Origin of the sequence: Pseudomonas sp. MSSRFD41 (assembly GCF_014230245.1) — a bacterium.
GTDB classification, from domain to species: domain Bacteria; phylum Pseudomonadota; class Gammaproteobacteria; order Pseudomonadales; family Pseudomonadaceae; genus Aquipseudomonas; species Aquipseudomonas piscis.
In genome coordinates, this window is record NZ_JACKZK010000034.1 from 1 (window position 1) to 18,637 (window position 18,637).

Sequence of the window (18,637 nt, forward strand, 5' to 3'; positions counted from 1 at the left end):
CAGGAGTTCGAATCCCCTTACCCCGACCATATTCACGAAGAAGGGCACCTCAATGAGGTGCCCTTTTTCGTTTGTCCTTGGAAATGTCCCCAGCCCTGCCTGGGCTGGGCCGCCATTGATCATAGGTCTTGCGAGCCTTCCCAGATGTCCGGCTGGTCCAGCAAGCCATGTTCCAGGGCCGTCATGGCCAGTTGCACCTGTTCCACATACTCAGCGATTTCCTCCAGCGGCACATGATTGAGGCAGGCCTGCTCCAGTTGGCGGCAACGTTCCACCAATAGCTCTCCCTTGATCACTCGCGCTGCCCCTTTGATGCGATGAGCCAGTTCTGCAAGTTCGACTGTCGCCTGTTTTTGCAGGCAGGTCGTGAGCGCTTGTTGATCGGTGCGATTGTTGACGATCAGCTCGCTCAGTATGTGGCGAAGCATTTTCGGCTCGCTGCCCACCAGGCTTTGCAGGGATTCCAGGTCGAAGGCATTGGGCTTAGGCGCATCGCCCGGGGAGGGAAGCAGCTCAGCCTCGCTATCATCGGTATCGCCGATGGACAACAAGCGCAGCTCCAATTCGTCCAGGCCGATAGGCTTGACCAGGCAATCGTTCATTCCGGCCTGGACACAACGCTCCACTTCCTCAGGTTGGGCATCGGCGGTCAGGCCGATGATCATCACCGGCGGGCTGACGCTGTCCCGCTCATAGCGGCGGATGGCGCGGGCCAGCTCGGCACCATTCATGATGGGCATGTGATAGTCGGTGATGATCATGTCGAATCCCCGTTCGCGCCAGATGTTCAAGGCATTCAGGCCGTTTTCCGCCTCTACCACGTCATGCCCGAGGAAGCACAGCTGCTGCTGCAGGACCTGGCGGTTCACCGCATGATCGTCCACGATCAGGACCTGCAAGCGGTACATCGGGCGAGTCTTGGGTTGCGGAGGGCGCTCAGGAGCTTCCACGCGTTCCAGCGCTTGCAGGAGCAGCTCCACGTCGACACGGGTACCTTGCCCCAGTGAACTGCTCAGCGAGATGTGCCCACCCATCATTTCGCACAGGCTCCGGCAGATCACCAAGCCCAGGCCCGTGCCCTCGGTATGCTGCACGTTGCGCTCCACCTGGGAAAACGGCTGGAACAGGCGCAGCTGATTGGCTGGAGAGATGCCGATCCCGGTATCTTCCACGCTGAGCTTGACCTTCAGCGCCGAGTTTTCCAGGAGGTCGGCACCGATGGTCACCTTGATGAAGCCGGATTCGGTGAACTTGATGGCATTGCTGACCAGGTTGGACAGGACCTGCTTGAAGCGCATACCGTCCACCAGCACGTCGCCGTTGATGCTGGAGTCGATTTCCAGCACCAGGTTCAGGCATTTTTGTCGGGCCAGCCCCTCGAATACCCGGGCGACGGACTCCACCAACTCCCGTAGGTTGGCACGCTTGGGCGAAAGGCTCAGGCGACCGGATTCGATCCGGGCGATGTCGAGAATATCGCCAATCAGCTCCAACAGGCTCTTGGCCGAGCTGTAGGCGATTTCGATGCTGGAACGCTCGATCTGGTCGCTGTTGGCGCGCTTGAGCTCCAGCTCCAGAATGCTGATGACTGCGTTCATCGGCGTGCGGATTTCATGGCTCATGGTCGCCAGGAAGGTGGTCTTGGCCCGACTGGCCTCGTCGGCGAGGTTCTTGGCCTCTTTCAGCTCCTGGACCAGGTGGCGATGTTTGGTGATATCCAGCCAACCGCAGATCACGCCTTTGGTGACGCCGTGGCTGTCCTGGAACGGCTGGATCCAGTGCTCGATCCAGACCTCCTTGCCCTGCAAGCGAACGATCTCCTCCGAGGTGAGGGTCTGACCATCGGTGATCGCCTGCAGATATCGCTGGTGTAGCCCTGGCTCCGCAGCGAAATGAGCCTCGGGCAACTCCCGCACGGTCTTGTTCAGCACCTGTTCGGCACTCAAGCCGACGCTACGCAGGTAGCTGCGATTGCACGACAGCATGGCGCCGTCGATGTCTCGTATGTAGAGCACCGGCGGCATGTTCTCGGTCAGGGTTTCGATGAAGCGCAACTGGTCGTTGAGGGTTTTCTCGACCCTGACCCGACGTTGCAGGTACAAGCCCCAGATCAATGACAGCAGTAGCAGCAACGAGGCCCCGGTGACGATCTCGGCAATGACGATGGTGTAGTCGCGCCAGGTTTCGCTGCTCATGCCCGGTGGTGAACGCCAGTGGTTGGCCATGGCGTTGAGATCGTCTGCCGGAAGGCTGAGCAGGGCCTTGTCGAGGATCGACTGCAATTCCGAATCTTCCCGGCGCAAGGCGAAGTTCGCGGTCTTTTGGCTGGTATGGATCAGGTCGGCGATGGCTAGCCTGTTCTGGAACAGGCGGACGATGTAGTAGCGCGAGGTGGGCAGCGACATCACGGTGGCGTCGGCATCGCCTGAGTAGACCTTGTTCAGGCTGTCCAGGGCGGTCTGGGTTTCTATCAGCTCGGTGTCCGGGTAGAGCTCGCGTACTTGCTGCAGCATGACATGCCCGGTGGGAATGGCCAGGCGCTTGCCTGCCAGGTTGCCAGGCGACTTGGCTTTGCCGGTCTTGTCAGCCTGGGTAATCAGCACGAAGGGGCTGGCCAGGAACGGACGGGTGAAACGCAGATTTTCCTCGCGCTGTGCGCTAGCGGTCATGATGGCGAGGTCCGCCTCGGACTGGCGCAAGGCTTCGATCTGCTCCGGATACCCACCGTTGCGTGCCGTCACCTGGAATTGCAGGCCCGTGCGCTGGGAAATCACCTCTAGCAGTTCCGCTGCGACCCCGGCGAACACGCCATTGGCATCGAAGAAGGCAACGGGCGCCAAGTCATCGTTGATCACCAGGCGCAGCACTGGATTACGCTCGATCCAGCGAGCTTCCTGGGCTGTCAGGGGGATGCGCTCGTCCGTCGGCAAAAAACCACTGCCCACCCAGCGTCGGCTCAGCACGACGAGTTTTTCCTGGCCGATGGCCTCGATGCTCTGGTCCAGGATCCGTTGCAGGCGTTCGTTATTGCCCTTGAGTGCGAAGCCGTAGTCGCCCTTGGGATGGTCGGCGAAACGCTCGAACCGCAGAAAACCGTAATAGGAACGGTTGATCTGGAAGTAGGCGCTGAGCACGTCGTCGACATAAACGTCGGCATCGCCGAAGGCGGTCGCGGCTATAGCGTTCTCATGGCTGGTCTGTACCAGCAACTGGGCGAGGGGGAAGTGGGTTCGCAGTTCAGCGGCGTGTTGTTCGGGTACGGCCACCCGCAGACCGGCAAGATCCCGGGGCGGGGTGCGCAGTTCATCGCTGCGCTTGAACAATGCCAGGCGCCCTTCGGCGAACGGCCGAGTGCGCCTGATACTGGCATCGGGGTGCCCGGAGTTGTAGCTGCCCATGAAATCGATAGTGCCGGCTTGCAGCGCCTGCTCGGCCTCTTCGTGGGTCTGGAAGGGCAGGAGCTTGATACGCACTCCCAGCAACTGCCCGAGCAGGGCGCTGATGTCGGCGGTGATGCCTTCGTAGCGGCCATCGTTATAGCTGACGCTGAAAGGCGCCGACTCTTGTGCGACCGCTCCGATCTTCAATTCCAACTTGTGCCGTAGCCAGTGCCAATCCTCGTCCTCGAGCGCGAGCTCGTGGTGGTCTAGGCGTGCGGTGCTGTACAGCGTATGGGGGATAACCTGGGCTACGGCCGGTTGGGGCCCCATGATCGCCAAACAGATGAAAAGCAAGAAAAGTCGGGAATGCATGATTGCTTCAGAAAAATAGGGGGCCAGGAAGTGGTCGATGGACTGGAGGGGACGGCATCGGCATGTGGAACAGGGACGTGGGAGGCTGGTGAGCGATCGATTGAGTCATCCTGGCGGCGGATCTGCGCGGCAATAGGCTATGAAATGATGTTCGGGCATCGGTCGCGCGAACAGGAATCCTTGGGCGGCTTGGCACCCGAGGTCCCGCAGGCGCATTTGCTGTTCGATATTCTCGACCCCCTCAATGATCAGTGACATGCCCAGTGAGCGAGCAAGGGCCACTGTGTAACTGATGATTGCGCAGCTCCTGGGTTGGTACTTCATCTTGCGCACGAAGGTACCGTCGAGCTTGATCTGGCTGAAGGGCAGTTCGCACAGGCGCTGCAATGAAGAGTGGCCAGCACCGAAGTCATCCATGGCCAGGCCACAACCCATCAAGCGCAAGCGCACCAGATTCTCCAGGCTGCAGGCGGGTGCGGTGATCAGGCTGGTTTCGGTGATTTCGAAGATGATGCTGGCGGCTGGTGCCTGGAACCGCGTGAGCCAGTTGGCGATAGCACCGCTCAAGGCCTGGCAGGACAGTTGCGCCGGATGCAGGTTAAAGGAAAAGTCCAGGGGGCGGTCCTGGCCGGCAAGGTTCCTGCGCAGCGCCAGCCCTTGTTCGAGCAGTTGCCAGAACAGGCGGTCCAGGAGCTTGTGCTGTTCCATGAGTGGCAGGAAGTGCGATGGCGGGAGTACACCCAGCCTGGGATGATTCCAGCGTGCCAGGGACTCCACGCCGAGCAGCGAGGCGTCCTCGAGCGCTACCCTGGGCTGGTAATAGGGCTCGAACTCGCCGTTGTCCAACCCGCGAACCACTTCGGCCAATGTCGGCAGGCCGGACCTGGCCAGGGGCTGGGACAGGGGGCCGCCGTGGCGCCAGCTCTGGTGGCGCGTCAGCATAGCTACCAGACGTTCCAGACGGAACGGTTTGCCCAGATCGCCGAGAAAGTGCAGGCCCAGGCGCTTGATCATGGCGATGGTGGTTTGCCGCAGGATCGGATCGGCCTGACTGCACAGGATCACTGAACGCAGCTTGCCGCTCTGGCTGGCATGGCGCAGGAAAGCCAGGCCGTCCATGCCGGGCATCTTCAGGTCGCAGATGACGATATCGATTTTTTCGCAACTGCTCAGCAGGGCCAGGGCCTCGTCGCCATTACCGGCTTCGTGCACCTGTCCGGGCATAGCCTTGTTCAAGGCAGCGATGGTGATCAGTCGTTGGAGTGGTTCGTCATCCAGAACCAGGACGTTCAAATGTTGCATTGCCGGCTCGAGTCATTGATCGCCAAGCATCTTGCTTAAGATTCCAGAGCAGGGTCCACTAGCTGTATCTCTATGGTTTGTAGGAATTTTCCTCAAGGATAATTGAATTATCTGATTCCGTAGGACCTGCTCCTTAATCCCTTGTATCGCCGGTTATTTGACTGGAACCTGAATTTTCCGCTGAACCAGCAAGAGGTTTCTCACGCGAAGCCATGGTTTCGCGCGGTAGTCAATGGCGCTTGAGCAAAGTGCGATGGCGTATTTTCCAATGGTCATGGTTGACCGACGTTTGAGTTCTTAAGGTGAAATGACAATATGCATAGCGTATTGATAGTGGATGACCATCCTGTCGTGCGGCTTGCCGTCAAGGTGTTGTTGGAAAAGCACAACATGCGCGTGGTGGCCGAGACAGATAATGGCCTGGATGCGTTGGAGCTGGTTCGTGAGCATGTGCCCGACGCTGTGATCCTCGATATCGGGATTCCCAAGCTCGATGGCCTCAAGGTGCTGTCGCGTATCAAGGCCCTGGGCCTGCCCACCGAAGTGCTGGTGCTCACCTCGCAGTCGGTGGAAGGTTTCTGCCGGCGTTGCATCCAGCTGGGAGCCCGGGGATTCGTCAACAAGGAAGAGGACCTGGGCAACCTGGTGGTTGCCCTGAATGCTGTACTGGCAGGCTACACCTTCTACCCGTCGCTGGCTCTGGATGTGTCCGCCTCGACGGTGGAGCAGCGTTCCGAGGCCGAGCAGATCGGCTTGCTGACCGATCGGGAAATGATCGTCCTGCAGCACCTGGCACAGGGGCATTCGAACAAGGCTATCGGAGAAAAACTGTTCTTGAGCAACAAGACGGTAAGTACCTACAAGACCCGCCTGTTGCAGAAACTAGGGCTGGGTTCCCAGGTCAGCCTGGCGGAGTTCGCCAAGCGCAATGCGTTGATTCCCTGACGAGAAATTGCGGGCTGGCTCTGCCGGTGCATTTGCGCCATCTCGATGACTTGGGCCCCGCTATTGCATAGCGGGGCCCAGGCGATCAATGCAGCTTCAGGCGCGGATCTGTACCGCGTCCGATCCGGCTACCAAGCATCATCATCGCCGTGCGGAACATTCCGTACAGGGCCATCTGGTGCATGCGATACAACGAGATGTAGAACATCCGCGCCAACCAGCCCTCGAGCATCACGCTGCCGGTGAGGTTGCCCATCAGGTTGCCGACCGCCGAGAAGCGCGAGAGCGAGATCAGCGAGCCGTAGTCGGTGTACTTGTAGGTTGGCAACTCTTTGCCTTCCAGGCGCAGCTTCAACGACTTGGCCAGCAACGATGCTTGTTGGTGCGCCGCCTGGGCCCGTGGTGGAACGTTGCGATCACTGCCAGGTTGCGGGCAGGCGGCGCAATCGCCGAAGGCGAAGATGTTCGGATCGCGGGAGGTCTGAAGGGTCGGCAACACCTGAAGCTGGTTGATGCGGTTGGTCTCCAGGCCATCGATGTCCTTGAGGAAACCCGGGGCGCGAATCCCCGCAGCCCACACCTTGAGGCTGGCAGGAATGACCTGGCCGTCGGCGGTGAGCAGGCTTTGGGCGGTCACTTCGCTGACCGAGGCGTTGGTCATGACCCGCACCCCGAGTTTCTCCAGGGTCTTGTGCACCGGTCCGCTGATGCGTTCGGGCAGGGCTGGCAGGACTCTCGGACCGGCTTCGATCAGAGTGATGTGCATGTTCTCCGGGCGGATCCGGTCCAGGCCGTAGGCTGCCAATTCGTGGGCGGCATTGTGCAGTTCGGCCGCCAGCTCGACACCCGTGGCGCCGGCGCCGACGATGGCCACGCTGATCTGCTCCAGCTCCTCGCTCTGTCCGGCGTGGGCTCGCAAGTAGTGGTTGAGCAATTGTTGATGGAAGCGCTCGGCCTGTTTGCGTGTGTCGAGGAACAGGCAATGCTGGGCCGCGCCCTGGGTGCCGAAGTCGTTGGTGGTACTGCCCACTGCGAGCACCAGGGTGTCGTAGCCGAGTTCACGAGCAGGCAGCAGCTCGGCCCCTTCTTCGTCATAGGTGGCCGCCAGCTGGATTTTTTTCTGCTCTCGGTCGAGCCCACTCATGCGGCCCAGCTGGAACTCGAAGTGGTTCCATTTTGCTTGGGCAACGTAGTTGAGTTCGTCCGCGGAGGAGTTCAGCGATCCGGCAGCCACTTCGTGCAGCAAGGGTTTCCAGATATGGGTCAGGTTGGCGTCGACCAGCGTTATGCTGGCCGTACCGCGTTTGCCCAGGGTCTTACCCAGGCGGGTCGCCAACTCCAGGCCGCCGGCGCCGCCGCCGACGATGACAATACGATGGTTCATGGGGATATCTCGCAAGGCTAAAAGAAATCGGGACAGTCGACCGAGCGAGCGCGATGCGGCTCATAGCGTCAGGTAACTGATAAGACGGCTCAACAAGCCGAGGGCCACGGTCACCACGACCACCACCACGAGGAGCATCCACGGCCGGAAGGGCCGGCGCTCGACTCGGTGCTGGGGCAGGTGCAGGTATTCTTCGACATGGCGTTGGTCGTCGGGGTTCAGGCGGCTGCTCATAAAAGGCCTCGTCGGCTAGACGTCGCAACAGAGAGGAATGTTACAGCGCAGTGTAATCCGGCATGAAAAGGAGCATCACATGCTGCCATGTGGAGATCCATGGCACCCCGGGGCCGGCAAGCATGAGCGCTTTTTACCATTGCGGGGAGGATTGCGCCATGCCCACCGATGGTGGATTGACGAGCCTCACAAACTGATACCGACATCGAAGACGATGCTGCGTCCCAGGTTGCTGCGCAGGAACTCCGGAGCATCCGGGTGGGCGAACAGTACCCGGGCGAAGGTCGGCCCTACCAGGGATAACGAGCGCCAGCCTTGGCGCAGGTATTCGGTAGGCGGCGGGAAATGGCTATTGAGGTCCAGCACTTCGCGCTTGAGGGCGGCAAAGGCAATGATATCCAGCTCCCCCAGGTTCATTCCGCGCTCCTGATAATTGCGGGCCTTCTTGCGCAAGGTCGGTCCCAGCCGCAGCAGTAGCTCGTTGGCCGGGATGCGCTTGGGCTTGGCTTCACGCCGCACCAACTGGCTCAGGGAAAATGCGCTGCGCCGACGTTGCAGTTCGTCGCGCCATTCATCGTTGAGCCGACGTCCCTCGTCGAGGACGAAGAACACCTCGAAGCTGGCCTCGCGAAACAGCACGTCCGGCGGCTCTTGCCCAGGGGCGGAGAATTCTTCATTGCGGTAGGGAATGTTCAAGCCCTGCAGCAGGCGCTGGCAGACCCAACGCTCGCGCTCCCATTTGCGGGCATTGGACAGGAACGCATTGGCTTGCTCGGCCTGGATGGTTAGCAGGCGCAAGAAATCTGAGTCATCCATACCCTCAAGCTTAGCGCCCAAATGTGACCTTAAGAACCAGCCGCGCGGAAAAAGCCCCCGGGCCCTGGATCGCCCAAGCTGGAGCCTGCCCAGGGGCGGTGTAGACTGTTGCGCGTCCCGTCGAACGATAAGGAGTGTGCCGTGAAGCGCTGGTCAATGTTGTTGCTGGTCCTGTTGCCGTTGTGGGCCCAGGCCCTCGAGATCGGGGAGCGGTTGGCGCCCTGGACCCTGCTGGACCAGTTCGACGAGGCCTACAGCCTCGACGGCCAGGCCCGGATCCTGCTGGTGGCGCGCAGCATGGACGCGGCCAAGCTGGTGAACGCGGCGCTCAAGGACCAGCCCAAGGGCTATCTGCAGGAGCGGGGTGGCGTCTTTGTCGCCGATATCCAGCGCATGCCCGCGCTGATCGCCAGGATGTTCGCCGTACCGGCCATGCGCGACTATCCCTACCGGGTGATGCTCGATCGTGAGGGGCGAGTGGCGCCGCGCTACCCGGCAAGCGAGGACAAGGTGCTGTGGCTGCAATTGCGGGATGGGCAACTGGTCGAGCGCCATGAATACGCCAGTGCCGAGCAGCTAGCTGCGGCCCTGGAGCAATCCCGGCCATGATCAGCGCGGCCCTGCTGGCGCCGCAGACGCTGGTCCTGGGGTGGCTGCTGTATGTGCCGCTGCTGCTCTGGGCCATATGGCGAGCGCCCTGGGTCGAGCTGTTCACCGACAGTCGCCGCCAGCACCTGCTGTTCGGCACGGTCTTCGCTCTGTTCCTGTTGTGGTTGGTCCGGCGGGATTTCGATACCGGCGTGTCCTATCACTTCATCGGCATGACCGCGGTGACCTTGTTGCTGGATTGGCCCCTGGCCATGATCGGGGGCCTGGTCGCGCAGTTGGGATTGCTGGTGTTGGGACGCCAGGACCTGGCGGCCCTGGGTGTCAACGGGATATTGCTGGTGCTGCTGCCGGTGGCAGTGACCGAGACCTGCGCCTGGCTGGTGGAGCGGGCCCAGCCGCGCAACCTGTTCGTCTATATTTTCTGCTCGGGTTTTTTTGCCGCCGCGCTCTCGGCATTGTTGTGCCTGCTGTGCGGATTGGGCCTCTTGTGGTTCGACGAGCGTTTCGCCATGCCCGAATGGCTGGAAGACTTCATCGGCTACCTGTGGCTGATCATCTTTCCCGAGGCCTTCATCAACGGCATGCTGGTCAGTGCGCTGGTGGTGTTCTGCCCCGAGTGGCTGGAGACTTTCAACCGCACCCGTTACCTCTCGGCGCCCTGGAAAGACGAGGATCCGCGCCCTTGATCCATATCAATTGCGCACGCCTGGCCGCGCTGCATGCTCGGCAAAAATTCCAGGAGTGCGGTCATGAGTGTCTATCAGTGGGCCCGGCAGGAAGTACGCGACAGCCTGCAAAACGCCCTGCAGGAGGGCTTTGAGCCCGGGCTGAGCCTGCGGGCGCTGCTCAGCGCGGTGGTACAGCAGAGCAAGCATGTGCGCAGCATCGAGGACCTGGCGGATGAATTGCAGTTCCTCGCGGAAAACCTCGACGACGATCAGGACTACAGCTTCATGCGGCCCTGATCGGCCTTCACGCGAATCTTCAGTGGGCGCGGGGCGGCAGTTCTTCGGAGAACAGGTCGTCCTCGGCGTCCGGGCTCACCGGGATCTTGTGCTCCTCCGCCGCCCAGGCTCCCAGGTCGATCAGTTTGCAACGATCGGAACAGAACGGTCGGTTGACGTTGGCCGGGGTCCATTCCACAGGGGCGCCACAGGTCGGGCATTCGACGGTCAAGGGTTGGCTCATGGCTGGCCTCCACGCAAGGTTAGGTAAAAGTGATGCAGGCGTTCGACTTCGCTGTGCAGCCAGGCACGGTCGCGGTCGTTGACCAGGACGTCGTCGGCATGTCGTAGGCGCTCCTCGCGGCTGGCCTGGGCCTGGAGAATCGCCTGGACCTGCTGTTCGCTGACCCGGTCGCGCAACAGGGTGCGTTCGATCTGTAACGGTTGGGGCGCATCGATCACCAGGATGCGCTGGGTCATCCGGGCCTGTCCCGATTCCACCAGCAACGGCGAAACCAGGATGGCATAGGGCGATTGCGCCCGGGCCAGGTGGCTGGCGATTTCCTCGGCGATCAGCGGATGCAGCAGGGCCTCCAGCCAGCGTCGCTGTTGTGGGTCCTCGAAGATCAGCTTGCGCAGGGCGGCACGGTCCAGTTGGCCGTCAGCCTGCAGCACGCCCTCGCCAAAATGCCGGGCGATCTGTTCCAGGGCCGGGCGTCCGGGCTCTACCACCCAGCGGGCGGCATGATCGGCATCGATCACATGGATACCCAGGTCGATGAAGTGCTGGGCAGCGGCGCTCTTGCCGCTACCGATCCCGCCGGTGAGGCCGAGGATCCAGGGGGTGTTAACGGAGCGAGTCATTGGAAACCGACAAACTGCAAATAGAAGTCGGTTATTTGACCACCCCAGAGCAAGGCAATCCAGCCGGCAATGGCCAGAAAGGGGCCGAAGGGGATCGGTGTCGAGCCCTTGGCCTGGCGCAGGCGCAATAATAGGCTGCCAATCAGCGCACCGGCCAGGGAGGCCAGCAGCAAGGTCAGCGGCAGGACCTGCCAGCCGCCCCAGGCCCCTAGCATTGCCAGCAGCTTGAAGTCGCCATGGCCCATGCCGTCCTTGCCAGTCAGCAGCTTGAACAGCCAGAACACCGACCACAGCAATAGATAACCGGCCACCGCACCCCAGAGGGCGTCCTCCAGGTTCGCCAGCAGGCCGAAGCTGTTGACGATCAAGCCCAGCCACAGTAGTGGCAACACCAGCACATCAGGCAGCAACTGGTGCTCGGCATCGATCAGGCTCATGCCCAGCAGGCCCCAGCTCAACAACAACAGCAGACCGGCCGTCCAGCCGAAGCCGAAATGCCAGGCCACGAACGCTGAAAGCACACCGCAGGCCAATTCGACCAGCGGGTAGCGCACGCTGATCCGAGCCTTGCAGTGGGCACAGCGGCCGCCCAGCCACAGGTAGCCGAGCAACGGGACGTTATGCCGGGGGCTTATGGGCTGTGCGCAATGCGGGCAGTGGGAGTGGGGGAGCAACAGGTTGTAGGGCGCGGCCACGGGCTCCGTGGGCAGCCCCAGGATTTCATGGGCCTGGGCCCGCCAATCGCGCTCGAGCATCCGCGGCAGGCGCCAGGCCAGCACGTTGAGGAAGCTGCCGACGATCAATCCCAATACCAGGGACGCCAGCACGAACGCCAGGGGGTAAAGGCTCAAGACTTCAGTCAAGGACATGTTCAGATCGCTGTACCGAGTTGAAAGATGGGCAGGTACATGGCCAGCACCAGGGCTCCGACGATACTGCCCAGCACCACCATGATCAAAGGCTCCATGAGGCTGGTCAGGCTGTCCACCAGGTTGTCCACCTCGTTCTCATAATGCATGGCGATTTTTTCCAGCAAATGATCGAGGGTCCCGGATTCTTCGCCGATGGCGGTCATCTGGATCGCCATCCCGGGGAAGACGCCGCTGGCGCGCATGGCGAAGTTCAATTGCATGCCGCTGGCGACTTGTACCCGGATCCGTTCCACCGCCCGGCGATGCACGTTGTTGCCGCTGGCTCCCGCCACCGACTCCAGCGCCTGTACCAGCGGCACGCCGGCGGCGAAGGTGGTGGCCAGGGTCCGGGCCAGGCGGGCCACGGCGGCCTTGTTCAACAAAGTGCCGGTCAAGGGGAGGCGCAGCAGGATGATATCCAGGGCATCGCGCAGGCGGGGCGAGCGGCGATAGGCCATGCGCGCGCCGAAACCCAGCCCCAGGCCGGCAGTCAGCAGGCTTGCGCCATGTTCCTGAAGAAAGTGCGAGAGGCCGATGACCCAGCGGGTCAGCAGCGGGAGTTCGGCGTTGAAACCGGCGAACAGACTCTGGAATTGCGGGATGACCTTGAGCAGCAGGATGCTGCTGACGAGGATCGCCACTCCGATCACCGCCAGGGGATAGACCATGGCCTTGTACAACCGGGCCTTGAGGCGTTCGCTCTGTTCCTGGTAGGTGGCGACCCGGTCCAGCAGGGTGTCCAGGGCCCCGGCCTGTTCACCGGCTTCCACCAGGTTGCAGTACAGCGGGTCGAAATGGCGCGGGTGCCGGCGCAATGCGCTGGCCAGGCTGGAGCCAGCCTCGATATCGCGCTTGAGGCTGGCCAGCAGTTGGTGCATAGGCGGCTGTTCGAAGCTTTCGGCGATTATGTCCAGGGATTGCAGCAGGGGTACGCCGGCCTGGCACAAGGTCGCCAGTTGCCGGGCGAACAGGGCGATGTCCCGGGGCCTGATCCGCTGTCCCAGGCGCGGCAGGCCGTGGGGCTTGCGCCGGATCCGGCTCGGAACTATGCCCTGTCGGCGCAGGCGGGCCCTGGCCAATGCCGGGCTGGTGGCAGCCAGTTCGCCTTGCAGGGTGTGGCCCTGGTTATCGGTGCCCTGCCAGACATAGGTGCGGGTGGCGGGTGGTTGTACCGTCATGGTTCGGTCCTTGAGCAGACGCAGGTCGAGGCGGACGTCGCCGTGCCGCAGAACCAGCGGCAGGACGTGTCCACGCCTAGCCAAGCCTAGCCGTGGTGAACTGCCGGGTAGTGTCAGGTGCTGACCAGATTTGTCAGTTAATGCGACTGTTGATTCCCCGGGCCTGGTCTGTCTGGTCCACAGGTCGCGTATTTCATGGGTTCTGTTCCCTGGCACAGGGCGTGCTTCGAAGCTGATGGCCCTTGTGGCCTTTCTTGTAACTTTCGTTCAAGCCAGGAGGCGACCCATGAAACGACAGTCTGGTTTCACCCTGATCGAATTGCTGGTGGTGGTAGCGATCATTGGCGTGCTCGCCATGGTGGCGATGCCGCTGTATGCCCAGTATCAAGCGCGAGCCAAGGTCATTGCAGCGCTGGCGGAGGTCTCGGCGCTCAAGGCCGGTGTCGAGGATCTGCTGGGCCAGGGCACCGACCCGACCCTGGCACTGGCCGGAGGCACGGCCCAGACAGCCCATTGCCGGATGACCGCGAGCGGCACGGCCGCCACGGGGGAGGGGAGTATCGGCTGCACCATCCTCAACGCCCCGGGCCCGGTGCTGGACAAGAGCCTGACCCTGATTCGCTCGGCAACCACCGGTTGGAACTGCATCACCACGGTGGAGGCCGACTATGCTCCCAAGGGCTGCGCGACCGAGGGGGCGTGAGCCCTGGCCAGCCCCCGGCAAAACTCGCAACTTGCATGCAGGGAGAGGGAATATCATGCATTTTGCATGGTCCTGATTTTTTCATATTTATATAACTTATTGATTTTAATAGTTATTTTTGTAGTTATGAATTTGGCACAGCCCCTGCAATATCTCTGACAACCCTGCGGCCAGGACACGGCGCAGGCTTTCCAGAAAAACAGGAGTTACTCGTATGAAGAAGTTCGCTATCGCTGCTGCAACCGCTACCGCTTTGACCCTGACCATGGCCAACGCAGCCCTTGCGCAGCCCGCCCAAGGCACTCAGTCGCCGATGGTCGTGGCCGCCGGTGAAGTGACCAAGGCCAAAGAGGCCACCTCCGACACTTGGATCACCACCAAAGTGAAAAGCGATCTGGTCACCGAGAAAGGCATTCCTGGTACCGATATCAAGGTCGAGACCAACAAGGGCGTAGTTTCGCTGTCGTCCACCGTGGCCATTACCGAGGCGCAGAAAGCCACCGCGGTGGCGATCACCAAGAAGATCAAGGGCGTGAAGGCAGTCTCCGCTGACGGCCTGAAGGCCGAGTAAGACCCAGCCTTTTGCCTGGACAGGTGGAGGATGTGGCGGGCACTTGATCTGCCGCTTCCTCCAAGGGTTCATGCGGAAGATCACAAGGACGTGATCATTACAGGCCCCGGCACTTGTGTCGGGGCCTGTTCTATTTGGGCGGGATTCAATGTCGCTGTGGCTTAAGCGAAGGGCGCCGGGCGTGGGCCCGGCGCAAACCTGATTATTCGCTGTCCAGGTGCATCGGGGTGATGACGTTGCCGTTGCTTTCGGCTTCGCCCAGGTTGGCATCGATGAAGTAGACCCGGTCATCGGCCAGCTGGGCCTTGTCCACCAGGAAGTCCTTGATGCTGCTGGCCCGCTCCTGGCCCAGCTGGCGCAGCAATACTTCGCTGCCGCTCCAGAACTGGATCAGGCCCTCGCGCAGCTTGGCGCTGCGTTCGTCACGGCTGAGCTGGCTCCATTCTGCTGGCGGCTGCTGCTTCAGGCGGGTGCGGTAGATACCCTCCAGCAGTGGCGCCTTCTCATCTTCTGGGACCTTCAACAAGGATGCCTGTGCCGGGACCTTGTCGCCGCGACGCTGGAGGATCTTGTAGTAGTTGTATTGGTATTCGCGTTCCAGGCGCTGTTCGGCGATCAGTGGTCCATCGCTGCTCTTGGCACTGGTGCCCTCGATCTCCAGGCGCAGGGTCGGGCGCTCCTGGAGGGCCTTGGCCAGGGTGGTAAGGGCCGATTCGGATTCCTTGCTCAATTCGCTGGAGCCGGGGGCGAAACTGACGCTGCCCAGGTCCTCCGAGCCACCGCCGGTGATCAGGCCGCCGATGAACTTGAACGGCGCCTGGGCCGCACGCAGCACCAGGTTGCGCAGGGTCTGCCAGACGATCGGCATGACGCTGAACTGCGGGTTGTTCAGGTCGCCGGAGATGGGCAACTCGATGGAGATCTTGCCGTCGGTGTCCTTGAGCAGGGCCACCGCAAGACGGATCGGCAGATCCACGGCGTCCGGGCTGTCGACCTTTTCCCCCAGTTGCAACTGCTCGACCACCAACTTGTTCTCGGCCTTGAGTTGGCCCTTGGTGATCATGTAGTGCAGGTCGAGGTTGAGCCGGCCCTTGCGAATGCGGAAGCCCGCGAACTTGCCGGAGTAGGGGGTGAGGGTGGTCAGTTCGACTCGTTTGAAGCTGGTGGCGATGTCCAGGGCCGCCATCGGGTCGAAAGGATTGACGCTGCCCTTGATGGTCACCGGCGCATAGCGGTCGACCTTGCCCTTGACGTCGACGTCCGCCGGCTTGGCCTGGCGGCTGTCGATGGTGCCGATCCTGCCGTTGAGCTGCTGGACGGCGGTGGCGAAGTTGGGGGTCAGGGTCAGGTCGGCGAAATTGGCCGAACCGTCGTTGATGGCGATTTCGCCGATGCGGATGCCCAGTGGCTTGCTCGAACCGGCGGTCGGCTTGGCCGCGGGCTTGCCAGAGCTGCTCGGCGGTTGCGGGATCAGCAGGTCGTCGACGTTGGTGGTGCGGTCATCGTTGATGATGAAGCGGGCATAGGGCTGCATCAGGTTGATGCGGCTAATGCTCAGGCTGTCGCCATGCTGGTAGTTCAGGCCCTCGACCACCACCTGCTGCCACTTCACGAAATCGCGGCTCTTGAGGGTGTCGAGGGTGTGCAGTTGATCCACGTTGGCCCGCCCGGTGATGCTGAAGGCCAGTGGCTCGACTTTGCTCAGGTCCACCGCCAGGTCGCTGCCGAGCATGCCGCTACGCAATTCCAGACGGATGAAGGGGCTGATGTAGGACTGGGCGACGCGCAGATCGATGTCCTTGGTCTGGACCTTGAGCTTGGCGGTGATGGGGTTGAGGTTGACCTCGCCGCTGGCATTGATCCGGCCTTGCTTGCCCAGCCCGGTGTCGAGCTTGAGGGTGAAGGGCGACTGGTTGAGGCTGTCGAAATTCTTCAGGTCCAGGTTCAGCGGCCCGACTTCCAGGGCCACTGCCGGCTTGACCTGGCGGTCTGCCAGGTGCACCTGGTAGTTGCGCAGCTCGACGTCCTTGAGCAGTACCTGCCAGGGCTTGCTCGGTGCCGCCGGCTCCTTGGGCGCTTCGGCGGTGGCCGGTTCATGCTTGGGGGCCGGCTTGGGCGGTTGGCTGGCGAACAGCTTCTGCCAGTCCAGCTGGCCATCGGCCTCGCGGGCGGCCCAGGTCTCGAGCTTCTGGCTGCGGATCTTGCCGACCACCACTTGCTGCTTGGCCAGGTCCACCGTGGTCTCGCTGAGATCCAGGCGTTCCAGGCGCGCCAGCGGGCGGCCATCCGGGGCCTTGATGGCGAATGGCGCGACGCTGAGCGAAGCGTTGTCCAGTAGCAGTTCGGTGCCCTTGGCCAGGCTGAACTTGTAGTGGGTATCGAGGTTCAGCAGGCCATCTTCCAGTACCAGCGGCACCGCATCGCGGACGTAGGGCCACCAGGCCTTCATCTTGCCGCCGGTGACTTTCAAGGTGCCTTCGGAGGTCAGCGGGGTCATGCTGAAGTTACCGCTCCAGTCGATCTGCCCACCTTCGGGGCCGGTGGCCACCAGGGTCATGTCGGCGCTGTCGTCGGGCAGGGTGCTGAGGTTCTTCAGCTCGAACTCGAGCTTGTCGTAGAGGAACTCGATCGGTTCGCTGGGGCGCAGGTCCTGGAAATGCACGTAGCCGCCGGCCAGCTTGATGCGCTCGATGCGGACCGGAAACGGCTTGGCCTCGGGATCGCTGGGGGTAGGTTCGCTGGCGGGCAGCTTGAACAGGCCCAGCAGGTTGAGCTGGCCGTCCTTGTCGAACAGGATCTGGGTCTTGGGCCGGTCCAGCTCGACGTCCGCCAGATGCAGTGCCCGGGTCCACAGGCTATCCAGTTGCAGGTTGGCGTAGAGGCGCTCGAAGGCGATCTGTTCCTTGCCCGGCTCGCCGATGTTCAGGCCCCAGACGGTCAGCTCCAGGCTGAAGGGGTTGAGTTCGATGCGCTGGATATGGGCCGGCGTGGTGGCGTAGTTGGCCAGCTGTTGGTTGGCCACGCGCAGGGCGACGCCTGGCAGGATCAGGAAACCCAGCAGACTGTAAAGGGCCAGAGCGGTCAACAAGGCGCCGATAGCGCGAATCAATCCTTTGGTCATGCGAGGCTTCATCTTTTGAATCAAATGTGCCTTGGAGTATGGCACGCGTTTACGGTTCCGAAACCAGCCCTGTTTTCAGGATTGTTCAGATTTTGTAGCTGTCCTTAGAGTTGCAGGATCAGGGTTTTCAGTGGTGGCTGGCCATCCAGGGAGGGAAAATCCGCAGCCGGTTTCAGCACCTGGCAGTCGCGTACCGGGCGCCCGGCTTTCTCGGCGCAACGCAGCACCTGCTCGCGCCAGTCCTGCAGCGAGACCTTGGCCAGGTTGTTACAGCAGATCAGCACCCCATCCTCGGCGGTGGCCAGCAGGGCGGGCTTGAGCAGGCTCTGGTAGTCGCGCAGCAGGTCGACGGTGCCGAAGGCGCTCTTGGCCCAGGCGGGTGGGTCCAGCAGCACCAGGTCGTACTGGCGCTGTTCCAGGCGCGGATAGCTGGGTAGCTTCTGGCCTCGCCGCTGGCTGATCGGCAAGCCCGCCAACTGGCGGATCGCCGGGAAGTAGTCCGACTGCACGAATTGCATCGCTGGCAGTTGCGGGTTGAGCTGGCCGTTCTCCCGGCCGACCGCCAGGTTGCCTTCGGCGAAGTCCAGGTTGCAGACCTCCCGGGCACCGCCGGCCGCGGCGCAAAGGCCCACACCGCAGGTGTAGGCGAAAAGGTTGAGCACGCGCTTGCCGGCGCTGTGGCGCTTGACCCAGCCGCGGGCGTTGCGCAGGTCCAGGAACAGCAGCGGGTCTTGCCCGGCGTGGCGTCCACGGACCCGATAGTTCAGGCCCCATTCATGCCCGACCAGGTCTTGCAGGGCAGCGTCTTCGGCGCGGTATACCGAATCCTCGCGGGCAATGCGCGAGTTGCCCTGGGAGCGATCGTTGTAGACCAGCAGGGTGGGCAGTTGCAGTCGCTGGTCGACGATTTCCTGCAGTTGCAGCAAGGCATCGCGTTCCAGCGGTTGGTGAAAGCTCTGCACCAGCAACTGCGGGCCGTAGCGGTCGACGGTCAGGCCGCCGGAGCCCTCCTGGCTGCCATGGAACAGGCGATAGCAATCGGTGCCTTGCTGGTGCAGCTCGGCGAGCAGGTCCTGGCGATGATCGAGGGCGGCGCGCAGCGCCTGGTTCAAGGAAGACATGCGGGCGCCTTGCGAATGATTGGGCGGGGCAGTTTACCAGCTTCGTTTAGTGCTTGTAGGCGGGCGCGCGGTGAGGGGCTTCCGTTGTCTGTAGGAGCGAGGCTTGCCCGCGATAAATCTTCTACGAACACGCGCTGTGCCTGATGCACGGCGGTGTCATGACGTTTGTCTCGCGGGCGAGC

The 18,637-nt window shown here is 62.1% G+C and carries 17 protein-coding genes; 6 read left to right on the forward strand and 11 right to left on the reverse strand.

The window, feature by feature from the left end; translation table 11 throughout:
- Nucleotides 1-119: 119 nt before the first annotated feature.
- Together H7A76_RS29555 and H7A76_RS29560 are read right to left on the reverse strand one after the other, a co-directional pair.
- Complete coding sequence (locus tag H7A76_RS29555; RefSeq protein WP_185701782.1) at nt 120-3,752, reverse strand: ATP-binding protein; 3,633 nt, start codon at nt 3,750-3,752, stop codon at nt 120-122.
- Nucleotides 3,753-3,857: 105 nt separating this feature from the next.
- Nucleotides 3,858-5,054 carry an EAL domain-containing protein gene (locus H7A76_RS29560; RefSeq protein WP_185701783.1) on the reverse strand — a complete coding sequence of 399 codons (1,197 nt, stop codon included), beginning with the start codon at nt 5,052-5,054 and terminating at the stop codon, nt 3,858-3,860.
- Nucleotides 5,055-5,369: 315 nt separating this feature from the next.
- On the opposite strand from H7A76_RS29560, the gene H7A76_RS29565 reads away from it, so the two are divergent.
- The gene (locus H7A76_RS29565; protein WP_185701784.1) at nt 5,370-5,999 is read left to right on the forward strand and encodes a response regulator transcription factor; all 630 of its coding nucleotides are present in this window, start codon (nt 5,370-5,372) and stop codon (nt 5,997-5,999) included.
- A gap of 85 nt (nt 6,000-6,084) precedes the next feature.
- Here the strand turns inward: H7A76_RS29565 and H7A76_RS29570 are convergent, their stop codons facing one another.
- The 3 genes from H7A76_RS29570 to H7A76_RS29580 form a co-directional block, all read right to left on the reverse strand.
- Nucleotides 6,085-7,383, reverse strand: a complete 1,299-nt coding sequence (locus tag H7A76_RS29570) for an NAD(P)/FAD-dependent oxidoreductase (RefSeq protein ID WP_185701785.1) — start codon at nt 7,381-7,383, stop codon at nt 6,085-6,087.
- Nucleotides 7,384-7,443: 60 nt separating this feature from the next.
- Nucleotides 7,444-7,617, reverse strand: a complete 174-nt coding sequence (locus tag H7A76_RS29575; protein WP_022641066.1) for a DUF3094 family protein — start codon at nt 7,615-7,617, stop codon at nt 7,444-7,446.
- A 186-nt stretch (nt 7,618-7,803) separates the two neighbouring features.
- Nucleotides 7,804-8,433 carry a DUF1780 domain-containing protein gene (locus tag H7A76_RS29580; RefSeq protein ID WP_185701786.1) on the reverse strand — a complete coding sequence of 210 codons (630 nt, stop codon included), beginning with the start codon at nt 8,431-8,433 and terminating at the stop codon, nt 7,804-7,806.
- Between the two features lie 141 nt (nt 8,434-8,574).
- Between H7A76_RS29580 and H7A76_RS29585 the strand changes: the two genes are divergently transcribed.
- From H7A76_RS29585 to H7A76_RS29595, 3 genes are all read left to right on the forward strand, one after another.
- On the forward strand, nt 8,575-9,042 hold the full coding sequence (locus H7A76_RS29585) for an FAD/FMN-containing dehydrogenase (protein WP_185701787.1): 468 nt from the start codon (nt 8,575-8,577) through the stop codon (nt 9,040-9,042).
- A complete protein-coding gene (locus H7A76_RS29590) occupies nt 9,039-9,728 on the forward strand; it encodes an energy-coupling factor ABC transporter permease (protein WP_185701788.1) in 690 nt (229 codons plus the stop codon). Before H7A76_RS29585 ends, H7A76_RS29590 begins: the two co-directional genes overlap by 4 nt.
- Nucleotides 9,729-9,791: 63 nt before the next feature.
- Nucleotides 9,792-10,007 carry a hypothetical protein gene (locus H7A76_RS29595; RefSeq protein ID WP_185701789.1) on the forward strand — a complete coding sequence of 72 codons (216 nt, stop codon included), beginning with the start codon at nt 9,792-9,794 and terminating at the stop codon, nt 10,005-10,007.
- 19 nt (nt 10,008-10,026) lie between these two features.
- Here the strand turns inward: H7A76_RS29595 and yacG are convergent, their stop codons facing one another.
- Genes yacG through H7A76_RS29615 form a run of 4 tightly spaced genes read right to left on the reverse strand, consistent with a single transcriptional unit; the run spans nt 10,027 to nt 12,939 of the window.
- Nucleotides 10,027-10,230, reverse strand: a complete 204-nt coding sequence (gene yacG, locus H7A76_RS29600) for a DNA gyrase inhibitor YacG (protein ID WP_085597062.1) — start codon at nt 10,228-10,230, stop codon at nt 10,027-10,029.
- Nucleotides 10,227-10,850: a dephospho-CoA kinase gene (gene coaE, locus H7A76_RS29605; protein WP_185701790.1), complete on the reverse strand. Its 624-nt coding sequence runs from the start codon at nt 10,848-10,850 to the stop codon at nt 10,227-10,229. The genes yacG and coaE overlap by 4 nt, the downstream gene beginning before the upstream one ends.
- The gene (locus H7A76_RS29610; RefSeq protein ID WP_185701791.1) at nt 10,847-11,719 is read right to left on the reverse strand and encodes an A24 family peptidase; all 873 of its coding nucleotides are present in this window, start codon (nt 11,717-11,719) and stop codon (nt 10,847-10,849) included. Before H7A76_RS29610 ends, coaE begins: the two co-directional genes overlap by 4 nt.
- Before the next feature lie 2 nt (nt 11,720-11,721).
- The gene (locus H7A76_RS29615) at nt 11,722-12,939 is read right to left on the reverse strand and encodes a type II secretion system F family protein (protein ID WP_185701792.1); all 1,218 of its coding nucleotides are present in this window, start codon (nt 12,937-12,939) and stop codon (nt 11,722-11,724) included.
- Nucleotides 12,940-13,225: 286 nt separating this feature from the next.
- Here H7A76_RS29615 and H7A76_RS29620 point away from each other — a divergent pair, with 286 nt between their 5' ends.
- Nucleotides 13,226-13,642: a pilin gene (locus H7A76_RS29620; protein ID WP_185701793.1), complete on the forward strand. Its 417-nt coding sequence runs from the start codon at nt 13,226-13,228 to the stop codon at nt 13,640-13,642.
- Between the two features lie 214 nt (nt 13,643-13,856).
- Entirely contained in the window at nt 13,857-14,213 is a 357-nt protein-coding gene (locus H7A76_RS29625; protein ID WP_185701794.1) for a BON domain-containing protein, read from the forward strand.
- Between the two features lie 202 nt (nt 14,214-14,415).
- Here the strand turns inward: H7A76_RS29625 and H7A76_RS29630 are convergent, their stop codons facing one another.
- Both H7A76_RS29630 and H7A76_RS29635 read right to left on the reverse strand, forming a co-directional pair.
- A complete protein-coding gene (locus H7A76_RS29630) occupies nt 14,416-17,334 on the reverse strand; it encodes a DUF748 domain-containing protein (protein WP_185701795.1) in 2,919 nt (972 codons plus the stop codon).
- A gap of 104 nt (nt 17,335-17,438) precedes the next feature.
- Nucleotides 17,439-18,455 (reverse strand): class I SAM-dependent rRNA methyltransferase, encoded by a 1,017-nt coding sequence (locus H7A76_RS29635; protein WP_185701796.1) that lies wholly within the window; start codon nt 18,453-18,455, stop codon nt 17,439-17,441.
- Between the last annotated feature and the right edge of the window lie 182 nt (nt 18,456-18,637).

Excerpts from the sequence above, each read along its gene's own strand:
- yacG (WP_085597062.1), bottom strand. The coding sequence starts at position 10,230 with ATGAGCCAACCCTTGACCGTCGAATGCCCGACCTGTGGCGCCCCTGTG.
- H7A76_RS29610 (WP_185701791.1), bottom strand. The coding sequence starts at position 11,719 with ATGTCCTTGACTGAAGTCTTGAGCCTTTACCCCCTGGCGTTCGTGCTG.
- H7A76_RS29575 (WP_022641066.1), bottom strand. The coding sequence starts at position 7,617 with ATGAGCAGCCGCCTGAACCCCGACGACCAACGCCATGTCGAAGAATAC.
- H7A76_RS29590 (WP_185701788.1), top strand. The coding sequence starts at position 9,039 with ATGATCAGCGCGGCCCTGCTGGCGCCGCAGACGCTGGTCCTGGGGTGG.
- H7A76_RS29580 (WP_185701786.1), bottom strand. The coding sequence starts at position 8,433 with ATGGATGACTCAGATTTCTTGCGCCTGCTAACCATCCAGGCCGAGCAA.
- coaE (WP_185701790.1), bottom strand. The coding sequence starts at position 10,850 with ATGACTCGCTCCGTTAACACCCCCTGGATCCTCGGCCTCACCGGCGGG.
- H7A76_RS29635 (WP_185701796.1), bottom strand. The coding sequence starts at position 18,455 with ATGTCTTCCTTGAACCAGGCGCTGCGCGCCGCCCTCGATCATCGCCAG.
- H7A76_RS29625 (WP_185701794.1), top strand. The coding sequence starts at position 13,857 with ATGAAGAAGTTCGCTATCGCTGCTGCAACCGCTACCGCTTTGACCCTG.
- H7A76_RS29570 (WP_185701785.1), bottom strand. The coding sequence starts at position 7,383 with ATGAACCATCGTATTGTCATCGTCGGCGGCGGCGCCGGCGGCCTGGAG.
- H7A76_RS29555 (WP_185701782.1), bottom strand. The coding sequence starts at position 3,752 with ATGCATTCCCGACTTTTCTTGCTTTTCATCTGTTTGGCGATCATGGGG.
- H7A76_RS29595 (WP_185701789.1), top strand. The coding sequence starts at position 9,792 with ATGAGTGTCTATCAGTGGGCCCGGCAGGAAGTACGCGACAGCCTGCAA.
- H7A76_RS29620 (WP_185701793.1), top strand. The coding sequence starts at position 13,226 with ATGAAACGACAGTCTGGTTTCACCCTGATCGAATTGCTGGTGGTGGTA.
- H7A76_RS29560 (WP_185701783.1), bottom strand. The coding sequence starts at position 5,054 with ATGCAACATTTGAACGTCCTGGTTCTGGATGACGAACCACTCCAACGA.
- H7A76_RS29615 (WP_185701792.1), bottom strand. The coding sequence starts at position 12,939 with ATGACGGTACAACCACCCGCCACCCGCACCTATGTCTGGCAGGGCACC.
- H7A76_RS29630 (WP_185701795.1), bottom strand. The coding sequence starts at position 17,334 with ATGACCAAAGGATTGATTCGCGCTATCGGCGCCTTGTTGACCGCTCTG.
- H7A76_RS29565 (WP_185701784.1), top strand. The coding sequence starts at position 5,370 with ATGCATAGCGTATTGATAGTGGATGACCATCCTGTCGTGCGGCTTGCC.